The following is a 26,972-nucleotide window of genomic DNA, read 5'->3' as shown; positions in this document are numbered from 1 at the left end:
TTATCAGTGAGAGTCATTTTTTATAAACAAAAAGCGTGATATAGCCAAACGAATCCTTATCCCTGATGACTCTCTTGAAGAAACATACGATACAAAGATACAAATGCAATTTGCCAAATTACTCCGCAGAAACAATGTGCACCATGATCCAACGCACTCCATTTTTCAACGCAAGTTTCTTTTTCGCTCACGCCTGTATAAAGCAACTTTCATAAGTTTAACGTTTCTCCTTTCGGCTTGTCATACGCCCCTCTCTCAAAATGATAGGCTTTCTTCCACTTCTTCTAAAACGATCAAACGTACCAACAATCACAATATCTATGTCACATTAAGCGCTCTGCAACACCCACGTATTTTGCAAATGTATGGCGGCGCTTATTATGATGTAAAACTTGAACACCTTTTAGCAAAGATTGTCCGTAAACTGACAGTTGCATCCCATAGTTCTCATCAAAGCTATTCTGTAACCATTTTAAACTCAGAAAGTATTAACGCATTTGCGCTCCCCAATGGCGCGATCTACATCACTCGTGGTATGCTGGCATTAGCCAATGATTCTTCAGAAGTTGCAGCCATTTTAGCCCATGAGATAGCACATATTAGAGCCAATCATGGCATTTTACGCCTGCAAAAAGAAGCCCAATTAAAGATGGCAAATCACATATCTTCACATCTTCTTTCTTCTATTGGCAAAAAACTTCATAACCCTACGCAAAACAAGCAACAACTCGCACAATTTTCCCGCAATCAAGAGCTAGAAGCTGATTCCCTTGCACTTGAAATGCTCCAACAAGCAGGATATGATCCATTTGCTTCACCACGCTTTCTTCAAACAATGGAAGCCTATAGTGCTTTGCGTAATATCTCCGGCACCCAAAATGCCTCTCTAGATTTTCTAGCCTCTCACCCAACCACCCCTCAACGCATTCGGCTTGCGATAGAAAAAGCGCGTAAAATAAGTAAAGGGAATAGTAAAACAACCGATCGCGATTCTTTTCTCAAAAGCATTGATGGCATGATTTTTGGAGGAGGATTTTATACAGGTTTTGTACGAGGCAACCAATTTATTCACCCACAGTTGCGCATAGCTTTCTCTGTTCCAAACAATTTTACAATAGAACATTCAGCACACACTGTTTGGGCCAGTGGACCAGATAAAATTGCGATTCGTTTTGATGCTATTCCGCATCCTGCTGGAATATCTGCGAGTGATTATTTGAAAAGCGGCTGGATTATCGGGCTAGACCAATCATCTATCCGCCCCATCACAATTCAGGGACTCCCCCATCAAGAATTTACGCGTCAAGGATTCCAAAGCCAAAGTTTACTTGGAGCACGAGCCCATGCTACCAATGAGCAATGGCAATTTGATGTAGTTGTCATTCCATTCAACAACCACATCTTTCGTTTTCTGACAGCCGCCCCACATAATTCTCAAAATTTTGTAGAGGTTGCCCAAAAAACGCTACAAAGCTTTCATTCTCTTTCATCTTCACAATTAAAAAAACTGAAGCCCTTAAAAATCCGTGTTGTCCGCGTTAAACAAGGAGAAAACGTTGCAAACCTAGCCAATAAAATGCAACACACACCAGATAAAGAAAAACTCTTTCGCATCCTCAACGCCCTCTCACCAACACAAACTTTATCCGCAGGTACAAAAGTGAAAATCATTACAGAATAAGCCTTTTTTCTCATCTGCTACAGTTTTGATTCTTTTCTATCTGTATGACTCCCTCCCCCTTAAAGCATATTCACAAATGAAGAGGGACATTTCAAAAACCAATTTCATCATACCTTCATACGACTCCGTTTGATACATACTTCCTCGAACTAATATCACCCCCAATCTTCCTCTGTTCATCAATAGCACCAAACACATCCCCAAGGAGGCATATCCCTAGACAAATCTGGCAATCCTCTAAATCCAACTTCATCATACTCTCATATACCCCCTTACTTATACGTTCTCTCTCTTCCTCCCACAAAGCCTTTCACTGCTTATATATCGTAAGCATCTTCTGAATGAACCGTAAGAAGAGCAGAACGCAATTTCTGCAAAGCCCGAGCTTCAATTTGACGCACGCGCTCTTTTGATATTCCTAACTTTTCACCCAAAACTTCGAGAGTTGCACCCTCTTCATTTAAGCGACGAAAGCGAATAATTTCCAACTCCCGTTCATTGAGAATTTGTAACGCGTCGTAAAGCCATTGTGTACGCCGTTGACCATCAATTACTTGCTCAATTAAAGCATCAGGAAGAGGACTATCATCCACCAAAACATCCATCTTAGCAATGGGATTATCACTGTTCTCAGAAACAGAAACACTCAAGGAATTATCAGAACTGGAAAAACGAAAATCCATCGTTTCAACATCGCGCACGGAAACGCCAAGCTTTTCAGCGATTGTGCGAAAAATATCCTGTTTTGACAAAGCACTATCATCTTGTATCAGCTTTGCACGCAAACGCCGAAGATTAAAGAAAAGTGCTTTTTGCGAAGAACTAGTTCCCCCTCGAACGATTGACCAATTTCGCAAAATATAATCTTGAATAGAAGCGCGTATCCACCACGTTGCATACGTTGAAAAACGCACTTCCCGATCAGGTTCAAAACGTGCAGCTGCTTCCAATAGTCCCACATACCCTTCTTGTACCAAATCCCCCAATGGCATTTTGAAACGTTTAAAGCGGTTAGCAATAGCAATCACTAAACGCATATGAGCTGCTGCAATTTGATGCATGGCATCATCATCACGTTTGTCTTTCCACCGCAGAGCCAAATCATGCTCTTTTTGTCGTTCAAGATAAGGCGCTTGCATAGCAGAACGCATCATATTACGTCCTAAGCTTTTGTCTGCATCGCTATAATTTTTGCTGCTTTTATAAACAGCATTTGAAAGATTACCCATAATAACCCCTTGCGATTAAAATTATCAAAATTGATTTGGCAACGACATCATTGTTCTTTGCTTAAAAAGAACGCAAAAGTTGTTAACTTCTGTATCCACTACTTTAACGTGTATTTTTATAATCGCAATTGTTTTTTTTTACTGTCATGGTAAAATTTCTTGTCATAAGACACAATTTCACCTGCAAAATGCCTTTACAATATGCCTTTTAGCCTATGAAATATTTGAAAAAACTTTCTCTTCACTTTTCATGACAAAACAGCAAAAAAAATAAAATGATCATGTAAAACAAAAGCTGTTTATTAATAACCGGTTCTTTTTCCTTTTAAATTGAAGAATTTATTTATGCTTTCATCTTTACAATACAACTAATAAGTGTAATTTGCAAATATAAAGCATCCAAACTGAATGAAAACTGAATAAAAAAAGAATCATCCAAGTTTTAAAGGCGCAAAAAGAAACAGCAAAAAACGACAAGAGTGATTGAAGAAAACGCAACAAACATGTTAAAGAAAAAGAAGCATTATGAAATTGTCGCAAAAAGCTTTTGACCAATTTCGCACTGAGAAAGAAAATGATCATGGATAGCAAGATTGTTCAACAGGATGAAATTCTTCAAGATGATATTCTCATTGAAAAACACGGAAGGGGTAAATTTGAAGGTTTTCGTTTTTATGCCAACAAAAACAGTACCGATCAAATAGCTGAGAAGCAAATTTCAACAGAGAATGAAAATTTGATTCTTGCTTTTTCCAAACGTGCAACACGTTTTTGTGCTTGTGCAAATGGAGATTTTACCCTCGGTTCTGATGGAATTGTGCGCTGGATTGGTCAGCCCGTAGGACAGCTTGTAGCAACAGAAGATTTTTTCAAACCAAAACTGATTGTTTTAGCAGATGAACAACTCACAGGAGAATCTCGCGATAACGTTGTGAAACGATTAGAACGCTTTGTCACCTTTCATTTTGAAACGACTTTAAAACCTCTATTTGATTTGCGTAATGCTGATAATTTAACGGTTTCGACAAACAATCTTGCTTTACAACTTTTTAACTCTTTAGGGATTTTACCACGCCGCGAAGTCTTAGACATTGTCAAAGAACTTGCGCAAGAATCACGTGCCGTGCTTCGGCGTCTAGGTGTGCGTTTTGGCGCTTTTCACATCTATGTTGCCGGAATGCTTAAACCTGCTCCGGTTCAAGCCATTACTCTCCTGTGGAATCTTCAAAATGCGGGACAAGATCAAACTGGTTTGGGTGAAATTTTGTCAGCATTATCTGCTGGTCGAACCTCTTTGATTGTTGACCCTACCTATAACCGCCAATTTTATCAATTAGCCGGCTACCGAATCTTAGGACAACGTGCTGTACGGATTGATATTTTAGAACGTCTCGCCAATCTCATCCGCCCCGCACTTCATTGGAAACAAGGAAGTGATCCCAAACCCGATGGCGCCTATGATGGCAAAAGTTTTTTTGTTACACCAGCCATGATGTCCATTCTTGGGGCTAATGGAAACGATATGGAAGAAATCCTCAAAGGACTTGGTTATCAATCGTACAGCATAAGCAATACTGTTTTTGAACAAAATCTCCTTGCACACCAAGCCTCTTCCCCTATCAATGAGACAATGCAAGATGTTCCCGCAGCAGAATGCGTTGGCAGTCAATGGAAAACAATAAGCGATTCAGAAACAACACAAGAAGAAGAAAATACCTCATACCCAAATACTTTATCCTCTGGTATTGAAAAACATCCCCATAAAACCAATCGTTTACCGGCGGCTGAACCTGTTGGGAATTTTGCCAAAACCCCTCTCCCTACAGAAGAAGATAAAGTTATTTTACTATGGCATTATAGACATCAATTTCATCACCACGCGCAAAAAAAACGTGATAAATTAGGAAATAAGTGGCAAAATAAATCGAAGAGCGCTGTAAAAAAAGGGGAACACACAAATGAAAATTCCCCTCAAGAAGCGCTATCACAAACAAAACGCTCTCATAAGTTCCACAAATCCCAAGGCAAACATGCAAATCATAAGCCTTTTCAAAAAGAAAAGCGCCTTAATCCTGATTCACCTTTTGCAAAACTAGCTATACTACGCGATCAACTCACCAATCATAAAAACACGCACACACTTTCCTCTAAAGAGAATTAAAATAACAAATGGAGTTTGATCTTGACCCACGTAGTAACCGACAACTGCATTCACTGCAAATATACGGATTGCGTTGAAGTCTGCCCTGTTGATTGTTTTTATGAAGGGGAAAACATGCTTGTTATCCACCCAGACGAATGCATCGATTGTGGTGTTTGTGTGCCAGAATGCCCAGCAGAAGCGATTTTACCTGATACAGAACCAGGATTAGAAAAGTGGTTAGAACTTAATCTTCATTATGCAGACAAATGGCCTAATCTAACCACCCAAAAAGATCCTCTTCCTCAAGCAAAAGAAATGGATGGCGTTCCAAATAAATTAGAAAAGTATTTTTCAGAAAATCCAGGAAGCGGCAAAGAGTAATGATACAGTGTACACCCTCCTCCTCCAACAATTGAAAGACTTCTCTTGTAAAAATAAAAAAATCCTTAAGCGAAATGATTGATTCTTTGGAAGTTTGATGTTAATGTTATTTTAACATGATCATCTTTCTAAGTATTTTTCTTTGCTTTTTATAGTAAAGCGATGTATTTTTTTTGGATTTAAAAGTACTCGGCTTTTATGCTCGCTTAATTGGTACAATATACTTGGTTAAAGAAAACTCAACCCTCAGGTTTATAACCTGTTTTCCGATACATTTGTTGATCATAAGGGAGTAAACTAAAATTATGGCATCCCAACATGGAACGTCTTCCAAGACCAAAGAATTTGCAACCTCTGAATATATCGTCTACCCTACGCATGGAGTAGGACAAATTATAGCGATTGAAGATCAAGAAGTTGCAGGACATAAATTAAAACTTTTTGTCATTCATTTCGCGAAAGATAAGATGGATGTCAAAGTCCCCATTGCAAAAGCCCTTTCCGTTGGAATGCGTAAATTATCTGCTAGTGATTCTGTCGACCGCGCCTTAAAAGTTTTACGTGGAAAAGCACGCGTTAAACGAACCATGTGGTCACGTCGTGCGCAAGAATATGATGCTAAAATCAACTCAGGAGATCTTATTTGTATCGCCGAAGTGGTCCGTGATCTTTTCCGCTCTAATCTACAGCCTGAACAATCTTACTCTGAGCGCCAACTTTATACAGCTGCTCTTGAAAGAATGGCCCGCGAAATTGCGGTTATTAATAGTCTTTCTGAAACAGAAGCTATCAATCTCATAGAGATGCATCTCTCCAACAAACCGAAACGCGAATTTAAAACTGAGAGAGAAGAAACAGATGAAAGCAGTAAAGCTGTCTACGCTGCATAACACACTCTTTCATCATAATGAGATATTTTGATAAAACCAGCTTTTGCTGGTTTTATTTTTTTAACATCCTCTCTGCCCTTAAGGACAAAGTTTCTTAACCTGCGCCAACCTATAAACAATCTAACTTTTCGACAAATTCCTTCTCCCTATTTGCTTGCTTCATAGATAACAAATTGATTAATCATCATAATCTAGCATTATTCATATTAAATTAGAATCTTGAGTATCGTAAGATTTCTCATTTCAAATTTCTCTCATGTTGAATCAATCAAAATCACTTGCTTTTCGGTCGCAAGCGGAGCTGATCTGTGAGTAAAAACTGTACAAAAAGAGCTAGTAGAACCGTCTCAAGCACCAAAGGATATACCAACATTGGAATCTGGCAAGATGTGTAAGGATGCGGGCTTGCTTTTTCATTAAGCGTAAAGATCATAGTGCCGTTTATACACTGCACCGAAACTTTACCATTTACCCTTCTACAAAACCATTATAACATTCAAAAACGCCGTCATAAAATGGATGCAACAAATATTTCTTTTAAAAAAAACGCGTGACAGTACAACATAAGCATATTTTGTCTTGGGCGCTCTATTTTGCATGAGAAGCATTCCCCATTAAAGAACGCGATAAACAAAAGCATGAAATAAACCATTATCTCCATTCTGTAACAGGCATTCCAAATACTTTTGAAAGTTTGTAAAGCTAACTTAAAAAAATAACAATACAAATGAGCGTTGATATTGCCCCTTGCAACTTCATATTTTTCCAAAATGAGGTTATATTCTCATTTCAGAGATTACGAGATATACGCAATATTCTTACTCCAATCGGACATACAAAATCTAAAACGATTCATAGAACTCTTAAAAGTCTTAACCTCTGTTTTAAACAGACCGCTAAAGATTAGATATTGATGAACAGATAACAAAAAAATCACAAACTTAGGTAAGCAACACCATAAAACCATTCATAAACCAGCGATGAACTGGAGAGTCATACCGGCTTTGATAAAATACCTCGCTCAACCCCATACATAAAACATCTGGTTCTAAGTTTACTTATTTTTACAAGCTGTTCGTAACAAATCCCTTATATTCACAAAAATAAGAAAAAATATATGGACAATTCTTAGTTCAAAAATATAAAAAGAAAGCGTGATATTCATAGAAAAGTCTCATGTGCCTTTATCATCAAAAGCACTAAAGATTATTGAATGTGTACACCTTCTGTCTTGTAACGGTTTTCTCTTTTCTGCTTATAAGAAAACACCCTGGTATCAGCATACACTAACCCCCAATATTACAAAAATCCTTACATTTGAAAGTATTCATTATAGACATTTTGTCCTTTCTTATAGAGTTTTTACCCACATACCAGCCCCACTTATGACCGAAAAGCAAGTGATTGCCATTGATTCAACATGAGCGAAATTTGAAATGAGAAAATCCTACGATAGATCTTTCATTCAAGACGCAAAAAAAACGAATGATCTTTATAAATCAATGTGATGTAAATCTCTATTTTTTTATGGGGAATCACATGTCACAATATAAGCCTATAGACAAACCATTGCCTTAAATATTCTCATAAAAAACACCGGTATGCTTAAAGCCTTACATGGGTCAACCACCTTAAACGACGATATTTTACGGTTTAATAGGATTCCCTCTACAGTCAATAAAAATTAAGTGCGATACAAAATGATTCCATTCCTGACCTAACTTATATCAATACCCCAGCTCTTAACGAAATCATCATAAAAGACACTGACACAAGCAATCCTTTATAGCCTCTCAAAAAAACAAAAAAATCATCTCCCACAATAGAATCATTTTTCTATGGCCAAGCCTTACACATGTTCTCAAGAAAAAGCGAAAATACACGCTCCAAACGTGCATTCACTCATGAATCAAAAGAAGTTTACTACTGGAAAAGAGATAAAACGCTAAAGTTTTAACCACTAAAACGGAACGCCCGCGATACATTCCCGTTTTCAAATCAATGTGATAAGGGCGACACAAGGAGACCTCAACATCCACCTTAAAGCGAAAATGCACGCCACAAACGTGCATTCACTCATGAATCAAAAGAAGTTTACTACTGGAAAAGAGATAAAACGCTAAAGTTTTAACCACTAAAACGGAACGCCCGCGATACATTCCCGTTTTCAAATCAATGTGATGAGGACGACGTAATTCACCAGAATTTTTATCTTCGATATAAGTCGGCGCCTTCAGAGCATCAGCCGAACGGCGCATGCCCCTCTTCGCTGGAGAGGTTTTTCGTTTAGGTACAGCCATAAAAAGACACTCCAAATCCATTAAAACAGAAAAAGCAATGTCAAAAATGACAATGCTTCATTTAAAAACACCATAAAATTTTAAGATGTTATACACTGATAAACAAGAAGAAGCAATGTCAAAATGCTCCTCCTCTTACCAAAAATGACCTTCTTTTTATCAAAAATGATGTCAAAATGATCAAATGAATATCAAAAACACCGCAAAATTTGAAAATTTTATACGCCAATGAAAGCATTCTCATAAGACCTTCATTCAATTTTTATTTGGCTTAAAAAGGGATTTGCACATACAATAGAGATCCGGATAAAAAGAGAAATTGATTTTTAATAAAAAACGACGCCAATTTATGAAAACAAGAAAAAGCGACAACATTTCTCTTTAAAACTTCGTAATTTCATTTTTGTAAAAACAAAGGAAGCAAGAATGCACGAATTTACTACCCTTCTTGCAAAACATGGACACACCGTTGAAAAGCGGCTTGATACCCTGTTAAGTGATCAAATCCAAAATGGTGAAATTTCACGCCCTAAAAACTTAATCAAAGCCATGCGCTATGGCGTGCTGAACGGTGGAAAACGCCTGCGTCCTTTTCTTGTGATTCAAAGCGCTGCACTTTTTGATATCCCTGTAGAACATTCTCTTGATGTTGCATGTGCCTTAGAATGTATCCATTGTTATTCGCTCATTCATGATGATCTTCCCGCTATGGATAACGATATACTCCGGCGTGGAAAACCCACCGTCCATATAGCATTTGACGAAGCAACAGCAATTCTAGCAGGCAATGCTCTCTTAACATTTGCCTTTGAAATCATTGCCCATAAAGCCAGTACTTTATCTACAGACATTAGAATCAAACTGATCACGTCTCTTGCACAATCGGCAGGACTTGGCGGTATGTTAGGTGGACAAATGCTGGATCTTGCAGCTGAAAAAAAACCGCAAGGAAGTAGTGACATCATCACTCTACAACACATGAAAACAGCAGCCTTGATAAGCTTTGCTTGCCAAGCAGGCGCCATCATTGGCAATGCATCTAAAGAATTAACCGAAAAGCTTACTGATTTTGGTACCTATCTTGGTTTAGCCTTTCAATTAACCGATGACCTTCTTGATGTCACCGCCAACACGCAAACCCTAGGAAAAACTGCTGGGAAAGATGAAACGGCACAAAAAGCAACTTTTGTTCATCTTTATGGCATTGAAGAAACCCAAAAAAAGCGAGATACACTCATCAGTAAAGCAGAAGCATTCTTACATCCTTTTGGCGCTAAAGCACTCCCCCTCCAACAAGCAGCACACTTTAGTGCAATACGCAAAAATTAAACTTCATCTGCTCCATTGCACATAGTGTAAAACATCACCTTTGTTGAATGCATAATAGACTTTTCAAAGAAACGTTACCATTAATCTCCATTATAGTCCTTATCATGAAATGGGTGCGACAAATCTTGAGAGGGATTTCATTAAAACAAACCGCGTGAATTTATAACACAAGTGCATTCTGGGCATTTCATTTTGCATGAAAAATACCTTCCTTTAAAGAATGAACGAAAAAAAATGTGAAACAATGCGTAATCACCATGCTTTAAAAGATATTACCGTGGATGCTTTAAAGCCGAATAAAAACGATCAAAAAGAAGAAAACTCGTTTTCTCCTTCATGTCTTTAATCTTCTAACGATAAGGCAAAAAATAAACAGGATAAGTATCAAACAAGGCATTTTATAAACCCGTAAAAAACAATAAAAGAAGTACAATGCCCTAAGTAAATGCCCTCAGTAGAGAATCGTAATTTTTATGCCTTTCCACGCTATCTTGTTATAGAAGATCAAATATGGTTACATTCTGTAAATTCACTCGTGTATTGCTTACTCTCTAAAAACACTTTTACAAAAGTACTCGTTGTTTAGTTCAAGCATCATTTTTTTGAAGCCCGTATTTAAAATATCAGAAAAAAATGAACACAATGGCTATTTTGATTTTTATGCCACCCTCAAAGAACAAAGTTTTTTAACCCAATCTGCTCTGTAAACAGTCTAGATTCTTAACCGAGTAAGTTCCTCTAGCTTTCCACGCATGCGATTCACTTAAACTAAAGACTCGATAAACAAGACTTAAGAATATTCACCATGCAATTTTTAAAATATTTAATGTGTCAAACAGGCGACCTTCACCACCCCTCAAATGACAGTGTATTACGGCATAATAGGCTAAATAAAGTCATCAATTTCAATAGAACGAAAGACCAAAGCAGTATTATTACTGATCTCTCTTTTCTTCGCAAAAAAGCTACAAATAATTTATTTATAATGATAATTCAGCGTTATTCATATTGAATTAGAACTCTGAATACCGTAGGATTTTTTCATTTCAATCTGTGTATGTTGAATCAATCAAAATCATTTGCTTGCACCTCACAAACGGAGAAAGCCGCGTGGGGAAAAACATCAAAGAACGGATTAAAAAATACCTCTTATGAATCGTCTCAAGAGCCAAGAGCTGTAGCAACATTAGGGGACAGCAAAGTGAATGATAGTGTCGGCGCGCTCCTTCAAAAGTAGAAACATTTTTACAAAACTATGGAATAATTTCAATTTAATAATAATCACGATCACTGTAGAACTTTAATTCGTCACGCTCTTTATCTCGTTTATTCAATTCATCGCATAAAAAGAGAATTGATAAGATTAAACAGAGAATGATCATTGAAACAGAAAGATAAAAAAGGCCTTATTATTAATATAATAGCGCAATTTAATTTATAATAAGTACTTTTTTCAAGCTAAGTGTAAATTTCCTCCTTTAAGTGAAATTTTCTTATTAAGATGAAGAGCATCATTGTAAGTGAACCTATGCCTGTTGCCAAAGCTGGAAAATGCGTCCATCTTTTGAAGACATAACAAAAAACATGCAACATGGCTAAGAAAATATCGTGACGATCAATAGAGTATCATAGCCATTTAATATCCTTCGAGAGAATTTTGCCCATTACCCATTAAATGTCATTTGTAAGTTTTTCTTGGTTTCATCATGTCATATATCGTATTGAGCTCTATACAAAAACCCGCTATTTATTTAGTGTTTTCATTATGACAAGCTTCCATACTAGACACAAAGTCAATAACTTGTGTTATTGAGCTAATGCCATTTCCGCTTGAAGAATTAAGAAATTTTTTCGCATAATCAATCATGGGATCCGTAGAGTTCATAGACATATTATATGCCCAAATAAAATTGTTTTCTCTCCAATTATAGTCATAACGCAAACTGCTTATGACATTAGGAAACATTGCCCATGACATCTCCTCATTATAATTCACCGCGCAATAAATTAACAAAGCGTCCACATAAAACAATAAGTCTGTGATGATGCCATATAATATCAAATTTGAGCGCTATATTCTGATAACCACGGCTATATACGAAGTTTCTTGCTTGCTCTTGTTTTTGAAAATGTTCAAAAGCCTCTTATTTTCCATTTATCTATTCTTCGTAAAGTTTATTGTACTGCTCTAGACTATCCACGCGAGTACATCCCAACAATACCAATACAGAGACCACAACCAAAGAGAAAATACTCAAAAATGAGAATGAAAGATGCCGTTATCTCAACAAGATCATTCATATTTTAAAGGAAACAGAAATAAAACGCGTTAGATATATCAACAATAAAATCGGTCATGAGGAAAGCCTTTTTGAACAGGCTAAAATTGTCCGACTGCTTAATGAGCTCTAATGAGATAAAGTGTTACCAGCAAGTAACCAATGAAAATGGGAAAACTGCTCCATCACCATTCCTTAATAAGCATATAATCCAGCACAATCATTTTCTTTATCAGCGTCCAATCTTGTCAGCAACTCTTGGTGCAATATTCATGAGAAGCATTTTTATTTTTTTAATGATTGTGATGCCACGCCCATTTATAACGTACAAGCAGATGACTTTGATTGCTTCAACATACATAGATTTGAAATAAGAATAACGGATAACATTCTGCTTTCCCATTCAACATGCAAAAACAATGATGCGCCTTAATAAATAAAAGCCTTGATCCACTATAAACCCCATGAAACACACGTGAAATACGTTACTATTTTCACTGAGATTTCTTTAGGGCTCCTTCTAAAAAAAACATTGCCAACAGATAAACCAATAAATAGATACCCAAAATATAAACGAGTGAGAAAAAGCCAAATATATCGACCATATACGCACTCATGTAAAAAAATACCAATAAGCTAAATCTCCCAACAGTTGACAAGAAAGATTCATATGTAGCCCTGAAATGATCACTAATACTATCGTGCAAAACAACTTCTACACGCAGATATGTATACTTAATTAAGTAAAAAATCATACAGACTAAAATAACAGCAATTTCTTTTTTCGGCTCAAAGAAAACCACTGTAAAAATCAGTGAACCCAAAAGAAACAGCAATAAAATAAAATTCACTCTTTCACTTAGTTTTGTAAAGAGAAAACTAGCCAAGAGCTGAGAGAGCAATATCAGTGAAAATGTCACACCAAGATCAAAATAAGTGACATTAATATTATGATCTTTAAATATCCACTGCCAATACTGCGAGAATATATTGAAAAAGATCAGTGAAAAATAAAAGCATAAAGAGATATAAGGAACTTTAATAAAAATAGACAACATCTCTTTAGCATCATAAATGAGAGAATTCGCTTTATTTGTTTTTTTCTCTCCCTTCAGGTCATCAAGAAAAAACAAACCAAATAGTGTTGTCATCAACATTAAAAACGCCGCGATATACCATATATATTGGCTAGAATAATCAGCAAAATATGCGCCAATTAAACTGAATATAAACATGCCGATGTAATTATATTGAGAGCTCGCTCCCAGCACTTTTTTAGTCGATGTCACTTTTGCTTTTGCATATTGAACAAGTAAAGCATTATAAGCCCCAGCAATCAATGTCAGCGATAAGGCATTAAAAGATTCTGCCAAAAGAAAACCATAAAAGCTTGTAGAAAATCCCATGAGACATAGCCATGTAGCAGCAAAAGCCGCTGCCAAAACGATCGATATTTTATAACTTTTTCTATCGGCAAAATATCCCAGAGGAATGTCTGTAACCATCATAATAAAAGCCTGAAACGACTTAATGATCCCGATATCAATAAGAGTTAGCCCTTTTTCAAGCATATAAAATACAATAAAGGCACCTGTTAAAATTCTTATACCGTTAAACAAAAATCCAAACGCTAATATATTTGTCATCTATTCCCCAATAACGCCACGAAAGGTGTCAATACATCCTTTTATATAAAGATAAAAGCTTAAATTTTATGACAAATATGGCAATAGCCGCTATGCGGATCTCCAATCCTATCAATTTGATATCCTGAAAATTTCTGGAAATAATGTCACGTTTAGTTTGCTATTGGATCTGTTTGAAAACAGTATTATCAAGGAGAAATGCTTGAAACCAATGAAGAAGCGCCTCAATTTATGAATAATCATCTTGTTCTCAACATGCAACCACAATGAAGACTGATATTGATTTACAAGCAAAAACACAGCCTTTAATGAAGAAAAAATGCACTCCAAGAATTTATTTCAACCCTGTCCAAAGCGTGTATGAATATAATCACTCAAAAGCGCTTCAAATTCTTCAGCAATGTGATCACCCCGCAAAGTTTTTACCTTTTGTCCCTCAATAAAAACAGGTGCCGCAGGACTTTCCCCCACTCCAGGCAAAGAGATTCCAATATCCGCATGTTTTGACTCCCCCGGTCCATTGACGATACATCCCATCACGGCAACCTTCAAACTTTCAACGCCAGGGTATTTTTCACGCCAAATAGGCATATTTTTGTATAAATCTGCTTCAATTTTTTGCGCCAATTGTTGAAAGACCGTTGAGGTTGTGCGCCCACAACCAGGACAAGCCGCAACCACGGGCAAAAATTGCCGAAAACCCATCACTTGCAAAAGTTCTTGCCCCACCTTTACTTCTCGTGTCCGATCACCACCAGGTTTTGGTGTTAAGGAAATTCGTATCGTATCGCCAATACCTTGCTGTAATAAAATACCCAAAGCCACCGAAGAAGCAACAACGCCCTTTGTTCCCATCCCAGCTTCCGTTAATCCCAAATGAAGAGCATAATCACAACGTGCCGCCAAGGTGGTATAGACAGCAATAAGATCTTGAACATCACTCACTTTAGCAGAAAGAATAATTTTATCACGTCCCAATCCCATCTCTTCAGCCCAAAGAGCCGATTGCAGAGCAGACTGCACAACAGTTTCCCGCATCACTTCAGCAACCGATAAAGGATTTTCTTGCTGTGCATTTTCATTCATAAGCCGTGTTAACAACGCATTATCAAGAGAGCCCCAATTCACGCCAATGCGAATAGGTTTATGATACCGACAAGCAATCTCAATAATTTCTGCAAATTGACGATCTTTTTTTGCGCCAAAACCAACATTTCCAGGATTGATGCGATATTTTGCAAGCGCCTCAGCACACGCAGGATGCTCAGATAAAAGCTTGTGTCCAATATAATGAAAATCCCCAACCAATGGTACAAAAAATCCTAACCTCTCCAATCGCTCCCGTATTTTTGGTACAGCTGCCGCCGCTTCATCACGATCAACAGTAATCCGAACCAATTGTGAACCAGCTTGCCAAAGAGCAGCCACTTGAGCAACAGTTGCATCAACATCAGCCGTATCCGTATTGGTCATTGACTGTACAACTATCGGGCTCTGCCCCCCAACGATCACATCACCAACAGCAACACCAATAGACCGACGACGCTCAAGTGGTTTAGATAAAAAATAGGTCGTACTCATCAAGTCCTCAAATTTTTAAAACCTGCGCTATCAATCATCATTTACATTGACTTCCTCCGCGCTTCAAAGGACGAAAATTACACCGCCCCCCAATCTTAACAGATTACTCTCAAAAGGTTCCACCTACTAACCACTGATGCAATTCAACTCATAGGTGCGATTCATCCTATAGACGCACCGGATAAGTTTTACTACTTCTGTTCAAGTTTATACTTCTACACTTGGGTGATTCAAAAAGAAACCGAAACCAAACAGAGACAATACTGTATTTTTAAGTTGCATGCCGATACCGTACATCCACGTCATCGCAAAACGTGTTTTACAACACAACAGATAACGCCTATCAAAGCGCAATTTTTAAAAATTGCATGAAAGACACCGCCAAATTAATCCAACACATTGATTTATAATAATCTATTTTTTACAAATTTGAATAGAAAACCCAAATATCGTAAGATTTTCTCATTTTAAATCTTCTTAATTGAATCAATCAATACCACTTCTCCTAAAGCCGCAAGAGAACATGTAGATAAAAATTCTTTATAAACTATTTCAAGTGCTAAAAGCTATCCCAACACTTTAAACAAACAAAAAAATGAAGATACCGACTTACATCTTTATGAAATAAAGATGATAGAATGAATTCTACACCATTTTGTAAAATTTTTTACCTCACATCCTTAACAAACACCATCATGAAATGAACTCGAGCACATTAAGAAATTCCTCATTAAACCCAAACTCTTAATTCTCATCTCACCCACGCGCGGCATTATCAATGCAACCTTTCAATTTTCAAGCCGTTATAGCAAAACCCCAAACACAATTCCAACTGTCACGCAACAATTTAACACATGAAGGAGTCAATAAATGTGTCTATTTTCACCCAACGCCAAAAATGCTAAAATTAAAAAACGTATAGCACAATTAAAAAGAGAGCTGGTCCCCGTAAATCATTGGAGTTCTCAAAATGATAGCTTTGAAAACATTTCTGAGCTGTTTAACACATGGAAACAAAAAGGCCGTCACGCGCTTTATCACCTCAACGAACATGCTACAGAATTAAAGAAAAAAGCGAAAGAAAATCCTAAAAAAACCCTCGCACTAGCAGCAGGAGTCGTTTTAGTAAGCTTCTTGCTGATCCGTAAAAATTAACAACACAACCAACAACCTTCCCTTTTAATGCCCGACTCAAAGCGGGCATTTTTTATAGTTTACAAAATATAAAATTTACGTCTTTCCCCCTAACTTTACACTTTCCTCCAAAAGATAAGTTTTCATCCATCCCGCCAGTCTATTATCCAATTTTCTATCTGGCAGTCCCCTACCCCTGTCCTCAAAACACGCGGTGACACCACACTTCAAAGGACAGTGTTGTGAGAAATTATAAGAAAATTTTTCAACATTGCATCCATCCCGCTACTGAGTTAGTTCAAAAGAAATGGAAGTGAGTAAAGATGCATGCGCTTTAATATTCTAAGGAACATTAATTGACATCATGATATAGAAGTATAAGAAGCCTAAGAGCTTTAAAAGATGTATTATAAAAAACCAAACGAAATCTTCCAATGTGAATACCCATTTGCTATAAGTAAATGACACAAGAATTAAACTGAAAAAACCCAAAATTTATCCTCCAGAATCGACCCGCTGCGAAGTATCCACATACGTAACCACAGACATCCCAGGAATGAGTTTTTCAATCCCTTCCTGCCCAGGATCTAAAGCAATCCGTACTGAAATACGTTGCGCAATTTTGATAAAATTACCAATTGTCGTATCCGTTTTTAACAATGAAAATTCTGAACCTGTAGCAGGTGCAAAACGAACCACACGCCCTGTTAACTTTTTGTTGTTCAATGCATCAACAGAAAAAACAACCGGTTGTCCCACACGCATCTGAGAAAGTTGCGTTTCCTTATAATTAGCAATAATCCAAATGTCATCAGAAATAACAGAGACCAATTGCGTACCCGGCATAACATATTGCCCTACCCTAGCGCCAACCAATCCAATATAGCCTGTTCTAGGAGATAAAATCTTTGTGTGATCGAGATTAAGTTTTGCCAACTCAACACTCACCTTTGCTCCCGCAACTTCTGACTGTAAACTTTGTTTTTCAAGATTTAATTGTTTTTGCAATTGTCGTTTTGTTTCTAGGGCTGCCAAGAGTTGTGAAAGAGGGCGAGAAACAGAAACTGCCGCATCACCAAAGCCTAACTTTTTACTATCAGAAACAACATTAGAGAATGCTCGTGAACGCGCTAATTCCGCTTCTGCAGCATTAACTTCTCCCTGTAAAATCTGAGCTTGCAATTCAATACTTGCCAGTTTTGCATTTTTTGAATCGAGAACAGCCTGTGCCCGTGCAAGCTGCTGACGAAAAAGAGAATCATCAAGCTCAAAAAGCAGCATTCCTTTTTCAACGCGTTGATAATCTTGCACATAAATCCGTGCGATCACCCCAGAGATCTGTGAACTAACCAGAGTAACATTTCCCTTAATGGAAGCATTATCCGTTATTTGAATGTTACTCACAAAAGGAGGAAGTCTCCAAGCCCACAAAATCAGCAAAACCCCCGTAATACCCGATAGGAATGCAACAATCGTAGCTTTTGACCGTAATGTTTTTATCATTTTTTGCACCCCTCTTCTATGACATTACTCTACTTTTCTAATGCACGCAAAGAGCATGACTTAACAATCATTGTGGCAAGAAAAATAACGAATACAACCATTGAAATATAAAAATAAAGCCGAAAAACGTCATCATAAGCAAAAATATTTGCTGTTAACTTAAATTTCTCTATCAACATAGAAGTACCCTGCTCACTTCTCAAGCCATTGGGAACAGAAACACCATAAGAAGGCGAAAATAAAGTATTCATCTCACCAGAAATAAGCGGATCAGTAATAATAATATTTTGTGTTAAGGACTCAAAGTTCTTATGGGCAAAATAAAACTGAAGGCTGCCAAAAAAAGCCGATCCCATCAATCCCCCTGTCACTTGCGTTAGCAAAAAAACAGCAATAAAACTTAAAACGTAACGCGGTCCTCGCTCACCAGCGATCACAAACCCTTTGAAAAGAGCAGGAGGCAAAAAAAGTGCATAACTAAAACTCACCAACCCTTGGCTCAACATCATATCTTGTGGGCGCGTTAAATGGTTTACATGACTATCTAAATAAGCTCCCAACGCCAAACAACCCAAAGACAACAAATAAAAATAATCTTCACGCCCTGCCCGTAAAAAAAAGACACAAACAGCCCCCCCTAACAGAATCCCTAATGTCACCGCAAGATACATGGGCGCCATCTCACGATTAAGCAAACCAAAAAGATTAAAAAAACCTACGGGCAAATTTGACCGCTCTAACAAAAAAACATGAAAGATCAATAAAATAAAAACAGATTGGACCATTTCTTTACTGAAAATCCAACGTAAATCAATCAACGGTTTTTCTCTATTAAGCTCAATAATAATAGCAATAGCCAACGAGAAAATAGCAAGTGCAAGCCCCCAACCAATCCATGGTGCTTCATACCACCAATACAATATGCCAACAGACATAATCACGGCATTTAATCCAAGACCAAGAGCAATCAAACCATAACTTATCCAATCTAACTTTTGAATAACCTTACTGCGGACAACAGGCGTTAGAGGCAAAGTATAGATACAGACCAAGCTGATGAGAACCAACCCCATTTCCAGAGCGGAAAGACTGGAAAAGCCACCATTTTCCAGCAAATCAGGAGAAATCAAACGTGATAAAGGCGCCGCTAAAGCCGCATTCATATAATTCAAACTAAGACCAATAGTAAACTTCTTTGCTGGAGCAAAAGCCTCCATCATATAAAGCAGCGCAAGCGAAGCCAAAGGCGCAGCAGCAATCCCAGCAAAAAAGCGAATAATCAATGCAGAACGCAAATCCGTAACAAAGAGTTGCAACACGCAAACCAAAACGAAGCCAAGGATTGATAATTCAGCAAAAGCACGCAACCCAAATTGATAGCGGATTTTGATCAACATAATCGCTACACTCACATTTGGCGCCATATAAGCCGCTACCAACCATGTTGTCTCGGTTAAAGTTGCGTGAAAATCACCCGTAAGATGGACAATGTTAGACTGAACAATATTAGCCCCTAAACCATAAGCCCATTGCAAAATAAGAGAAGCAAAAATATAAACAAAACATTTTGGCAAAGGTCCTGCAAAAATACGACCAGGACGAGGAAAAGGTTTTCCACCCCTTTTAGCAAACACAACCGTACTCTTTTTTCCGCTCATGTCACCTTTTTCCTGTATACGCTGCTACGCTTCTATCAACACAGCACCATCAGCTGACAATTGCTGGAAAAAAGCCTCTATTTTATGATTATCCTCATCTCTTGTCCCCCCTTCTAATGTCGCTTGGACCTGCAAAATCCGCTGTTCCAATACATCAAAAGAAAGATGCTCTACAGCCACAACGTGCTCTACCAATAAAGAGCAGCCCGAAAAGGTAATATTTGCAACGCCCCCGCATACAGCAAATAATTTTTCACCCAAAGAGGTGCGAACACGCACACTACCCAACACAATGCTTGCCACCAATGGCGCATGATGCGCCATAACTGTCAAAGAACCTGAGGCTGAAGGAAGAACAACAGACACTACCTGCTCTGAAAACACAATTTTTTCAGGCGATACAAGCTCAAATAAAAAATGCTCTTCTCTATTGTTTTCCACAAAAGTCTCCACAATACCCGATATAAGGACTCTCTGTTTTCTTCAACGACTTATCCTTTTTAACGAAAAACATCCATGACAGTTTTCTCTTGAACAAGAAGCTTCTCACTAAGACGCCTCCGCCATAAGACGCTTTCCTTTTTCAAGTGCTTCATCAATCGAACCAACCATATAAAAAGCAGCTTCTGGCAAATCATCATAATCGCCAGCACAAAGACCTTTAAAGCCTTTGATTGTCTCTTCTAAAGGAACGAGTTTCCCTGGCGAACCAGTAAAGGCCTCCGCAACATGGAAAGGTTGCGAAAGAAAACGTTCAATTTTACGCGCCCGTCCCACCAGCAATTTGTCATCTTCAGAAAGTTCATCCATTCCAAGAATAGCAATAATATCCTGAAGCGCTCTATAACGTTGTAAAATGGTTTGCACTTGACAAGCAACAGTGTAATGCTCTTCCCCTACAATCAATGGATCTAACATACGCGAGAAAGAGTCAAGCGGATCAACCGCCGGATAAATTCCCTTTTCCGCAATAGAGCGCGAAAGAACAGTTGTTGCATCCAAATGGGTAAAAGATGCCGCAGGTGCCGGATCAGTCAAGTCATCAGCCGGAACATAAATAGCCTGCACAGAGGTAATAGAGCCTGTTTTCGTACTGGTAATACGCTCTTGCAAAGCCCCCATATCTGTTGCCAAAGTTGGTTGATAGCCCACAGCAGAAGGGATACGTCCTAAAAGCGCTGACACTTCAGCACCAGCTTGCGTGAAACGGAAAATATTATCCACGAAGAAAAGAACGTCTTGTCCTTCATCACGGAAACTTTCTGCAATTGTCAATCCTGAAAGAGCCACACGCGCACGCGCTCCTGGTGGTTCATTCATTTGCCCGTAAACAAGGGCACACTTTGACCCTTCCGTTGAACCATTATTCTCTTTTGGATTCACATTCACGCGGCTTTCGATCATTTCATAATAAAGATCATTTCCTTCACGTGTACGTTCTCCCACACCAGCAAATACAGAATAGCCACCATGTGCCTTTGCAATATTGTTTATAAGCTCCATAATGAGAACAGTTTTTCCAACACCAGCACCACCAAACAAGCCAATTTTACCTCCTTTAGAATAAGGAGCTAACAAATCCACAACTTTAATACCGGTGACGAGAATTTCTGAAATGGTTGATTGCTCAACATATGCAGGTGCCTCTTGGTGAATCGAACGCGTTTTGGTTGCAGTAATTGGTCCCACATTATCCACCGGCTCTCCAATCACATTCATAATACGTCCCAATGTTGCTTCTCCTACAGGAACGCTAATTTGCATGCCTGTATCCACAACCTTTTGGCCACGCGCCAACCCATCGGTTGTATCCATAGCAATCGTACGCACAGTATTTTCACCCAAATGCTGCGCAACTTCTAATACCAAGCGATTGCCTAAATTGTCTGTTTCTAATGCATTAAGAATATTTGGCAATTCACCTTCAAATTGCACATCAACGACAGCACCAATAACCTGCTTGATCTCACCAACAGCGCCTTTTGCACGCTCTTCTTTTTTTGCGGATGCATCTTTTTTTACAGGTGTCTCTTTAGCTGCACTACGCGCAGGCGCAGAGGAAGCCTTTACATCCGCTGAAGCCTTTACATCCACTTGAGACTTCGAAGCGGCTTTTTTCACGCCGGAACGAGCAGCTGATTTCTTTTTTTCACCTTTTTCTATTCCTTTGCTTGAGGTTACTGCTTTTACCATCAATCCTTACCTTTTCCATTTAAAGCGCTTCAGCGCCCGCAATAATTTCGATCAGTTCTGTCGTAATCTGTGCCTGACGTTGACGATTATAAGCTACCGTCAATTTATTAATCATTTCACCCGCATTGCGCGATGCATTGTCCATAGCTGTCATCTTGGCACCCATCTCACCAGCAACATTTTCTAGCAAAGCCCGAAAGATTTGCACCGAAAGATTGCGTGGCACAAGCGCCTCTAAAAGAGAAGCCGCATCAGGTTCATACTCATAAACAATTGATTGTGAACCTTTGCTATGATCGGTTTGCTCCTCAACATCTATTGCCTCAATAGCTGCTTTTGGAGCAATCATCGGAATCAAGCCAAAAGCTGTTGGACGCTGATTAATCACAGAAATAAATTCAGAATAAAACAGCGTACAAACATCGAAAGCGCCTTCATTGAATAAATCAACAATCCGTTGACTAATCATCACCGCCTCTGCAAAACCAATGCGCTTTACAGCATGCAAATCGATATGATCAATTATCAAACCTTTGTAATCACGCGATAAAATATCCGCACCTTTTTTGCCCACAGTGATAATTTTCACTATTTTACCAGATGCCAACAATGCCTTAATCTGTTCACGTGCACGACGAGCGATTTGCACATTAAAAGCACCACACAAACCGCGCTCAGCAGTACACACCACCAAGAGATGCACATCATCTCGCCCCGTACCACGCATAAGAGCAGGCGCATCAACACCATCTACATCAGCAGCAACACTGGTCAAAATATCAGCCATCTTCTTCGCATAAGGACGCGCAGACTGCGCTGCCTCTTGAGCACGATGCAACCTTGCCGCTGCAACCATCTGCATAGCTTTGGTGATCTTTTGTGTTGCTTTAACCGAAGCGATACGGTCTCTAAGATCTTTTAGTGAGGCCATTCAAGCATTCCATCAATTCATCACGAGAAATTTTTCGCATAAGTATTAAGAACAGTTATCAACTTGTCTTTCAGCTCGTCTGTTATTTGCTTTTGCTCAGCAATTGCCTTTAAGAGATCTTGATAATCACTACGCAAAAGCACCAAAAGTCCCTGCTCAAACCGCGCAACATCAGAAACCGCCAAAGCATCAAGATAGCCATTCACACCCGCGAAAATAACCACCACTTGTTCTTCTGTTTTGAGTGGAGAAAATTGTGGCTGCTTCAACAACTCTGTCAAGCGCGCACCCCGATTCAACAGACGCTGGGTTGACGCATCCAAATCAGAGCCAAACTGCGCAAAAGCTGCCATTTCACGATATTGCGCCAATTCACCTTTAATCGAGCCAGCAACTTGCTTCATCGCCTTAATTTGTGCGGCAGAACCAACACGAGACACAGAAAGACCAACATTTACAGCAGGACGAATTCCTTGATAAAATAAATTAGTCTCTAGAAAAATTTGCCCATCAGTAATCGAAATCACATTTGTAGGAATATAGGCAGAAACATCATTTGCTTGCGTTTCAATAACCGGCAAAGCTGTCAGTGACCCAGATCCATTTTCCGCATTCAACTTCGCAGCCCGCTCTAAAAGACGCGAATGAAGATAGAAAACGTCTCCCGGATAAGCTTCACGACCTGGAGGACGACGCAACAAAAGAGACATCTGACGATACGCCACCGCCTGTTTTGACAAGTCATCATAACCGATCAAAGCATGTTGCCCATTATCACGGAAATACTCACCCATAGCACATCCAGCAAGAGGTGCAATAAATTGCAGTGGTGCTGGATCAGAAGCGGTCGCTGCAACAATAATAGAATATTCCAACGCTCCACGTTCTTCTAAAACTTTAACAAATTGTGCCACCGTCGAACGTTTTTGACCGATAGCCACATAAATACAATAAACTTTGTCTTGCTCTCGTCCAGCCCCTTTTTCATGAAAAGGTTTTTGGTTTAAAAATGTATCGAGCAAAATTGCTGTTTTTCCTGTTTGGCGATCACCAATCACCAATTCACGCTGCCCCCGTCCAATAGGAATAAGTGCGTCAATCGCTTTCAATCCGGTCGACATCGGTTCATGCACTGACTGACGCGGAATAATTCCAGGAGCCTTAACATCGACACGACGACGCTCCGTTGCTTTAATGGGCCCCTTACCATCTATAGGGTTTCCCAACGCATCAACCACACGCCCCAGCAAAGCGGGCCCCACAGGAACATCGACGATAGCGCCTAACCGCTTTACACAATCACCTTCACGAATATCGCGATCTGAGCCAAAAATGACCACACCAACATTATCAACTTCCAAATTGAGGGCCATACCACGCACACCGTTTGGAAAAGCAACCATTTCCCCTGCTTGGACATTATCCAAACCATAAACGCGAGCGATACCATCCCCTACAGAGAGAACCCAACCAATTTCTGAAACCTCAGCCTTTTGGTCAAAGTTTTTGATTTGCTCTTTTAGAATTTTTGAAATTTCAGATGGTCTAATATCCATCAGCTGACCTCTTTTTTCAATGAAAGCTTAAGCGAAGACAATTTTGTGAGAAGAGACGTATCAATTTGAGACGACCCCACACGAACGATTAATCCACCAAGAATTGTTGGATCCACAATGCTGTGTAGCAAAACTTTTCCTCCAACGACACCTTCCAAAGCCTCACACAACTCTTGTCTTTGTTGAGAACTTAAGGGGCGCGCAGAAATAATTTGCGCAGTCACCTGCCTACGAGCGCGCGCAACACAACGCTGAAAAGCATGTAAAATACCAAATACGGCACTAAGCCTACGGTTTGTTGCAATAACGCGTAAAAAATTACCAATAATCTGACCTGCGTTTTTATCAGCAAATTGGATGTTTGCACAAACAGATTGCATCACCTTAATTTGCTCTTTAACTGAAAAGAATGGACTAAGCACAAAGCGTTTTAAATCTTTATTTTGCTCCAAAACAAGCAAAAGATCTTCCACTGCCTTTTCAACCTTTTCAACGTTTCCAGCTTCTTGAACGCAATCAAAAAGCGCTTGCGCATAGCGTTGATCTACCAACGGCAGCGGTATGAGAGAAAATGAATCCGACACGAAATACCGCCTCTTTCCCTTGAGCGACTCTCTGATAGTTATCAGATGAAATGAAACAGACATTCTCAATCTTAAGAATCTTCTTCTTAAAACCTAGAACAAAAACCTCTTGGTTTCTAGCATAGACATAGCCGACTCGCAACACCACAAATCGCTGCTTTTTAAAAATTTTAATAAAATATTCAAAATATTTTTGAAAAGAATTTTTTTTAGATATACAGGATGGCATCACAGTTTTTTTATGCCTCTTTTTGACATTCTCTGAGCGATTTTTTCACTCTCTTTGATTTTGCTTCAAATGCTCTTGCCACTATAACAAAACACTTCTTCTCTAAAAATCACTCCCTTTATCACCTCAAGACCTTCAACAAGATGCGACTGCGACTAAAAAAGTCTATTCTTTTAAACTGATAAGAAAGAAAAAATAATGAATATCCTCCTAAAAACTAAAGAAAAAATTGATCTTTTTTCTTCAAATACCCACACCTTTTAAAAAAATTCACCAAGTATATTTTCTTGTAAACACACTCTTTAAGCATACAATGCATTGATTTATAATGATAATGTATCATTTTTCATACCAGATGAGCCCCAAACATCGAAAGATTCTCTTATTTCAAATCTTTCTATCAAAATCACTCCCTTGCTCCATCACAAACAAAAGAGGAAATGATTAAAGAAAAAACACCTCGTATAAACGCTCTCAAGTACCAAGAGCTTTCGTAATCCTAAAAGCTAAATAATAAATGGCGCCATTTTATACCTTTATGAAATAAAGATAGGGAGCCTTAATGCGTTTTTTTCATTCATGAAAGCTTTTACATTCTACACTCGAAAAACATCGTAAAATGAATCCGAGCATGCTGAGAAACATTTGCTTAAACAAGCATATGAATACAGTAATACAATAGATGTTCTGTAATATTCCGTTTTGGGCGTTCTGCTTTACATGAAGCTTTACATGAAGAATGTGCCCCCATTAGAGAACGAAAGTAACAAAAGCGTGAAGCAATGGATAATCTCCATTTCACGACAGCGTCCATAAATGCTATAATGATAACTCCATTGAGCAGCCTCATCTTTACACTTATGAAAGAACAAGCCGGCACCATCACATACTTTGCCATCTCCCAATTTTACGACAGCCCTTAACACTTGAAATGATGAGGTATTTCAGTCCTTTCTTATATAGTTTCACCCGACACAAGCTCCCCCATCTGTAACATGCAAACGAATGGTTTTGATTGATCAATATAAACAGATTTGAAATAAGAGAATCCTACAATAGTTGAAATTCTAAAGCGAATAACGGCATATTATCACTATAAATCAATATGTTATTATTTATAAAATTATAATTATGGGCGCTTTTGAAAATTCTAGAGCCATAAATAAGGACGACAACGATAAATGCTCATTTTAACCTTTACGCTCCCAAATGAGTCTATGTTCTCGTCAAAGATAAATAAAATAGATATATGCAATACTCTCGCCCTAATCTAGCATACAAAAGCAGATACGACTCGTATAGCACTAATACATCTTATGAATGCTGCTTCATAAGTTTTTAAGGTCAAACAACATCAAAAACACGACCTTCATTAAGCCTACATAGCTTCACTTTATAATGGCACTATATTGCACTGATTTTAGAAAAAGCATAGATCAATATCAATTTGAACCCGTATAAATTTGGATATTTTTGGTGTATTTACAAGCATTTTCAGCCCCTATAATCAGCCATTATAAAAAAATCCGCCTATCAAAAGGATACTGTCCCTAAAACAAAAAAGGAGTAAAAGCCAAAATGATAGCGCCCTCAAATAAAAGAGACGCTTCTGCTGGTTCCATAACAAAGATATTTTTTCCCGTGGCTCTGCTTAATGCAATGCACATGTATCATATTCTGCTGCTTGGATGCTTATTCTGAATAGATAGTATTAAAGTAAAGCAC

18 protein-coding genes are annotated in these 26,972 nt (G+C 38.4%); 6 read left to right on the top strand and 12 right to left on the bottom strand.

What is annotated here, in order from left to right; genetic code table 11:
- The first annotated feature begins 103 nt into the window (after positions 1-103).
- A complete protein-coding gene (locus ACFIKB_RS02170) occupies positions 104-1,681 on the top strand; it encodes a M48 family metalloprotease (protein ID WP_375635510.1) in 1,578 nt (525 codons plus the stop codon).
- A gap of 317 nt (positions 1,682-1,998) precedes the next feature.
- On the opposite strand, the gene ACFIKB_RS02165 is transcribed toward ACFIKB_RS02170, so the two are convergent.
- Positions 1,999-2,910 (bottom strand): RNA polymerase factor sigma-32, encoded by a 912-nt coding sequence (locus ACFIKB_RS02165; protein ID WP_015856975.1) that lies wholly within the window; start codon positions 2,908-2,910, stop codon positions 1,999-2,001.
- A gap of 580 nt (positions 2,911-3,490) precedes the next feature.
- On the opposite strand from ACFIKB_RS02165, the gene ACFIKB_RS02160 reads away from it, so the two are divergent.
- The 3 genes from ACFIKB_RS02160 (at position 3,491) to ACFIKB_RS02150 (ending at position 6,324) form a co-directional block, all read left to right on the top strand.
- Positions 3,491-5,071 (top strand): hypothetical protein, encoded by a 1,581-nt coding sequence (locus ACFIKB_RS02160; protein ID WP_375647355.1) that lies wholly within the window; start codon positions 3,491-3,493, stop codon positions 5,069-5,071.
- A gap of 21 nt (positions 5,072-5,092) precedes the next feature.
- The gene (gene fdxA / locus ACFIKB_RS02155) at positions 5,093-5,434 is read left to right on the top strand and encodes a ferredoxin FdxA (RefSeq protein ID WP_375652699.1); all 342 of its coding nucleotides are present in this window, start codon (positions 5,093-5,095) and stop codon (positions 5,432-5,434) included.
- Positions 5,435-5,739: 305 nt separating this feature from the next.
- Positions 5,740-6,324 (top strand): CarD family transcriptional regulator, encoded by a 585-nt coding sequence (locus ACFIKB_RS02150; protein WP_375635507.1) that lies wholly within the window; start codon positions 5,740-5,742, stop codon positions 6,322-6,324.
- A gap of 2,072 nt (positions 6,325-8,396) precedes the next feature.
- On the opposite strand, the gene rpmF is transcribed toward ACFIKB_RS02150, so the two are convergent.
- A complete protein-coding gene (rpmF, locus tag ACFIKB_RS02145; protein WP_375644444.1) occupies positions 8,397-8,624 on the bottom strand; it encodes a 50S ribosomal protein L32 in 228 nt (75 codons plus the stop codon).
- 426 nt (positions 8,625-9,050) lie between these two features.
- On the opposite strand from rpmF, the gene ACFIKB_RS02140 reads away from it, so the two are divergent.
- Positions 9,051-9,953: a polyprenyl synthetase family protein gene (locus ACFIKB_RS02140; protein ID WP_375652697.1), complete on the top strand. Its 903-nt coding sequence runs from the start codon at positions 9,051-9,053 to the stop codon at positions 9,951-9,953.
- Positions 9,954-11,700: 1,747 nt separating this feature from the next.
- Here the strand turns inward: ACFIKB_RS02140 and ACFIKB_RS02135 are convergent.
- From ACFIKB_RS02135 to ispG, 3 genes are all read right to left on the bottom strand, one after another.
- A complete protein-coding gene (locus ACFIKB_RS02135; protein ID WP_375644443.1) occupies positions 11,701-11,919 on the bottom strand; it encodes a hypothetical protein in 219 nt (72 codons plus the stop codon).
- A gap of 807 nt (positions 11,920-12,726) precedes the next feature.
- On the bottom strand, positions 12,727-13,878 hold the full coding sequence (locus tag ACFIKB_RS02130) for an MFS transporter (protein WP_375644442.1): 1,152 nt from the start codon (positions 13,876-13,878) through the stop codon (positions 12,727-12,729).
- A gap of 339 nt (positions 13,879-14,217) precedes the next feature.
- Positions 14,218-15,459 (bottom strand): flavodoxin-dependent (E)-4-hydroxy-3-methylbut-2-enyl-diphosphate synthase, encoded by a 1,242-nt coding sequence (gene ispG / locus ACFIKB_RS02125; protein WP_375635501.1) that lies wholly within the window; start codon positions 15,457-15,459, stop codon positions 14,218-14,220.
- An 870-nt stretch (positions 15,460-16,329) separates the two neighbouring features.
- On the opposite strand from ispG, the gene ACFIKB_RS02120 reads away from it, so the two are divergent.
- Entirely contained in the window at positions 16,330-16,614 is a 285-nt protein-coding gene (locus tag ACFIKB_RS02120) for a hypothetical protein (protein WP_375635500.1), read from the top strand.
- A gap of 474 nt (positions 16,615-17,088) precedes the next feature.
- Here the strand turns inward: ACFIKB_RS02120 and ACFIKB_RS02115 are convergent, their stop codons facing one another.
- The 7 genes from ACFIKB_RS02115 to atpH form a co-directional block, all read right to left on the bottom strand.
- Positions 17,089-18,096: an HlyD family secretion protein gene (locus ACFIKB_RS02115; protein WP_375644441.1), complete on the bottom strand. Its 1,008-nt coding sequence runs from the start codon at positions 18,094-18,096 to the stop codon at positions 17,089-17,091.
- A 29-nt stretch (positions 18,097-18,125) separates the two neighbouring features.
- A complete protein-coding gene (locus tag ACFIKB_RS02110; protein WP_375652696.1) occupies positions 18,126-19,754 on the bottom strand; it encodes an MFS transporter in 1,629 nt (542 codons plus the stop codon).
- 24 nt (positions 19,755-19,778) lie between these two features.
- Positions 19,779-20,195, bottom strand: coding sequence for an ATP synthase F1 subunit epsilon (gene atpC / locus ACFIKB_RS02105; protein ID WP_015856985.1), 417 nt, complete (start codon positions 20,193-20,195; stop codon positions 19,779-19,781).
- Between the two features lie 108 nt (positions 20,196-20,303).
- A complete protein-coding gene (atpD, locus tag ACFIKB_RS02100) occupies positions 20,304-21,947 on the bottom strand; it encodes a F0F1 ATP synthase subunit beta (RefSeq protein ID WP_375652695.1) in 1,644 nt (547 codons plus the stop codon).
- A gap of 19 nt (positions 21,948-21,966) precedes the next feature.
- A complete protein-coding gene (locus tag ACFIKB_RS02095; RefSeq protein WP_375635497.1) occupies positions 21,967-22,878 on the bottom strand; it encodes a F0F1 ATP synthase subunit gamma in 912 nt (303 codons plus the stop codon).
- 20 nt (positions 22,879-22,898) lie between these two features.
- Positions 22,899-24,434, bottom strand: a complete 1,536-nt coding sequence (atpA, locus tag ACFIKB_RS02090) for a F0F1 ATP synthase subunit alpha (protein ID WP_026500438.1) — start codon at positions 24,432-24,434, stop codon at positions 22,899-22,901.
- On the bottom strand, positions 24,434-25,018 hold the full coding sequence (atpH, locus tag ACFIKB_RS02085; RefSeq protein WP_375635496.1) for an ATP synthase F1 subunit delta: 585 nt from the start codon (positions 25,016-25,018) through the stop codon (positions 24,434-24,436). The genes atpA and atpH overlap by 1 nt, the downstream gene beginning before the upstream one ends.
- Positions 25,019-26,972: the final 1,954 nt, after the last annotated feature.

Origin of the sequence: Bartonella sp. MR110HLJHH (assembly GCF_042194225.1) — a bacterium.
Lineage (GTDB): Bacteria > Pseudomonadota > Alphaproteobacteria > Rhizobiales > Rhizobiaceae > Bartonella > Bartonella grahamii.
Note: the sequence above shows the minus strand (reverse complement) of the source record. Positions and strands in the feature narration are given on the sequence as shown.

Coding starts and splice junctions, on each gene's coding strand:
- ACFIKB_RS02135 (WP_375644443.1), bottom strand. CDS start 11,919: ATGTTTCCTAATGTCATAAGCAGTTTGCGTTATGACTATAATTGGAGA.
- rpmF (WP_375644444.1), bottom strand. CDS start 8,624: ATGGCTGTACCTAAACGAAAAACCTCTCCAGCGAAGAGGGGCATGCGC.
- atpA (WP_026500438.1), bottom strand. CDS start 24,434: ATGGATATTAGACCATCTGAAATTTCAAAAATTCTAAAAGAGCAAATC.
- ACFIKB_RS02130 (WP_375644442.1), bottom strand. CDS start 13,878: ATGACAAATATATTAGCGTTTGGATTTTTGTTTAACGGTATAAGAATT.
- ACFIKB_RS02170 (WP_375635510.1), top strand. CDS start 104: ATGCAATTTGCCAAATTACTCCGCAGAAACAATGTGCACCATGATCCA.
- ACFIKB_RS02140 (WP_375652697.1), top strand. CDS start 9,051: ATGCACGAATTTACTACCCTTCTTGCAAAACATGGACACACCGTTGAA.
- ACFIKB_RS02150 (WP_375635507.1), top strand. CDS start 5,740: ATGGCATCCCAACATGGAACGTCTTCCAAGACCAAAGAATTTGCAACC.
- atpD (WP_375652695.1), bottom strand. CDS start 21,947: ATGGTAAAAGCAGTAACCTCAAGCAAAGGAATAGAAAAAGGTGAAAAA.
- ACFIKB_RS02160 (WP_375647355.1), top strand. CDS start 3,491: ATGGATAGCAAGATTGTTCAACAGGATGAAATTCTTCAAGATGATATT.
- ACFIKB_RS02115 (WP_375644441.1), bottom strand. CDS start 18,096: ATGATAAAAACATTACGGTCAAAAGCTACGATTGTTGCATTCCTATCG.
- ispG (WP_375635501.1), bottom strand. CDS start 15,459: ATGAGTACGACCTATTTTTTATCTAAACCACTTGAGCGTCGTCGGTCT.
- ACFIKB_RS02120 (WP_375635500.1), top strand. CDS start 16,330: ATGTGTCTATTTTCACCCAACGCCAAAAATGCTAAAATTAAAAAACGT.
- ACFIKB_RS02165 (WP_015856975.1), bottom strand. CDS start 2,910: ATGGGTAATCTTTCAAATGCTGTTTATAAAAGCAGCAAAAATTATAGC.
- ACFIKB_RS02110 (WP_375652696.1), bottom strand. CDS start 19,754: ATGAGCGGAAAAAAGAGTACGGTTGTGTTTGCTAAAAGGGGTGGAAAA.
- ACFIKB_RS02095 (WP_375635497.1), bottom strand. CDS start 22,878: ATGGCCTCACTAAAAGATCTTAGAGACCGTATCGCTTCGGTTAAAGCA.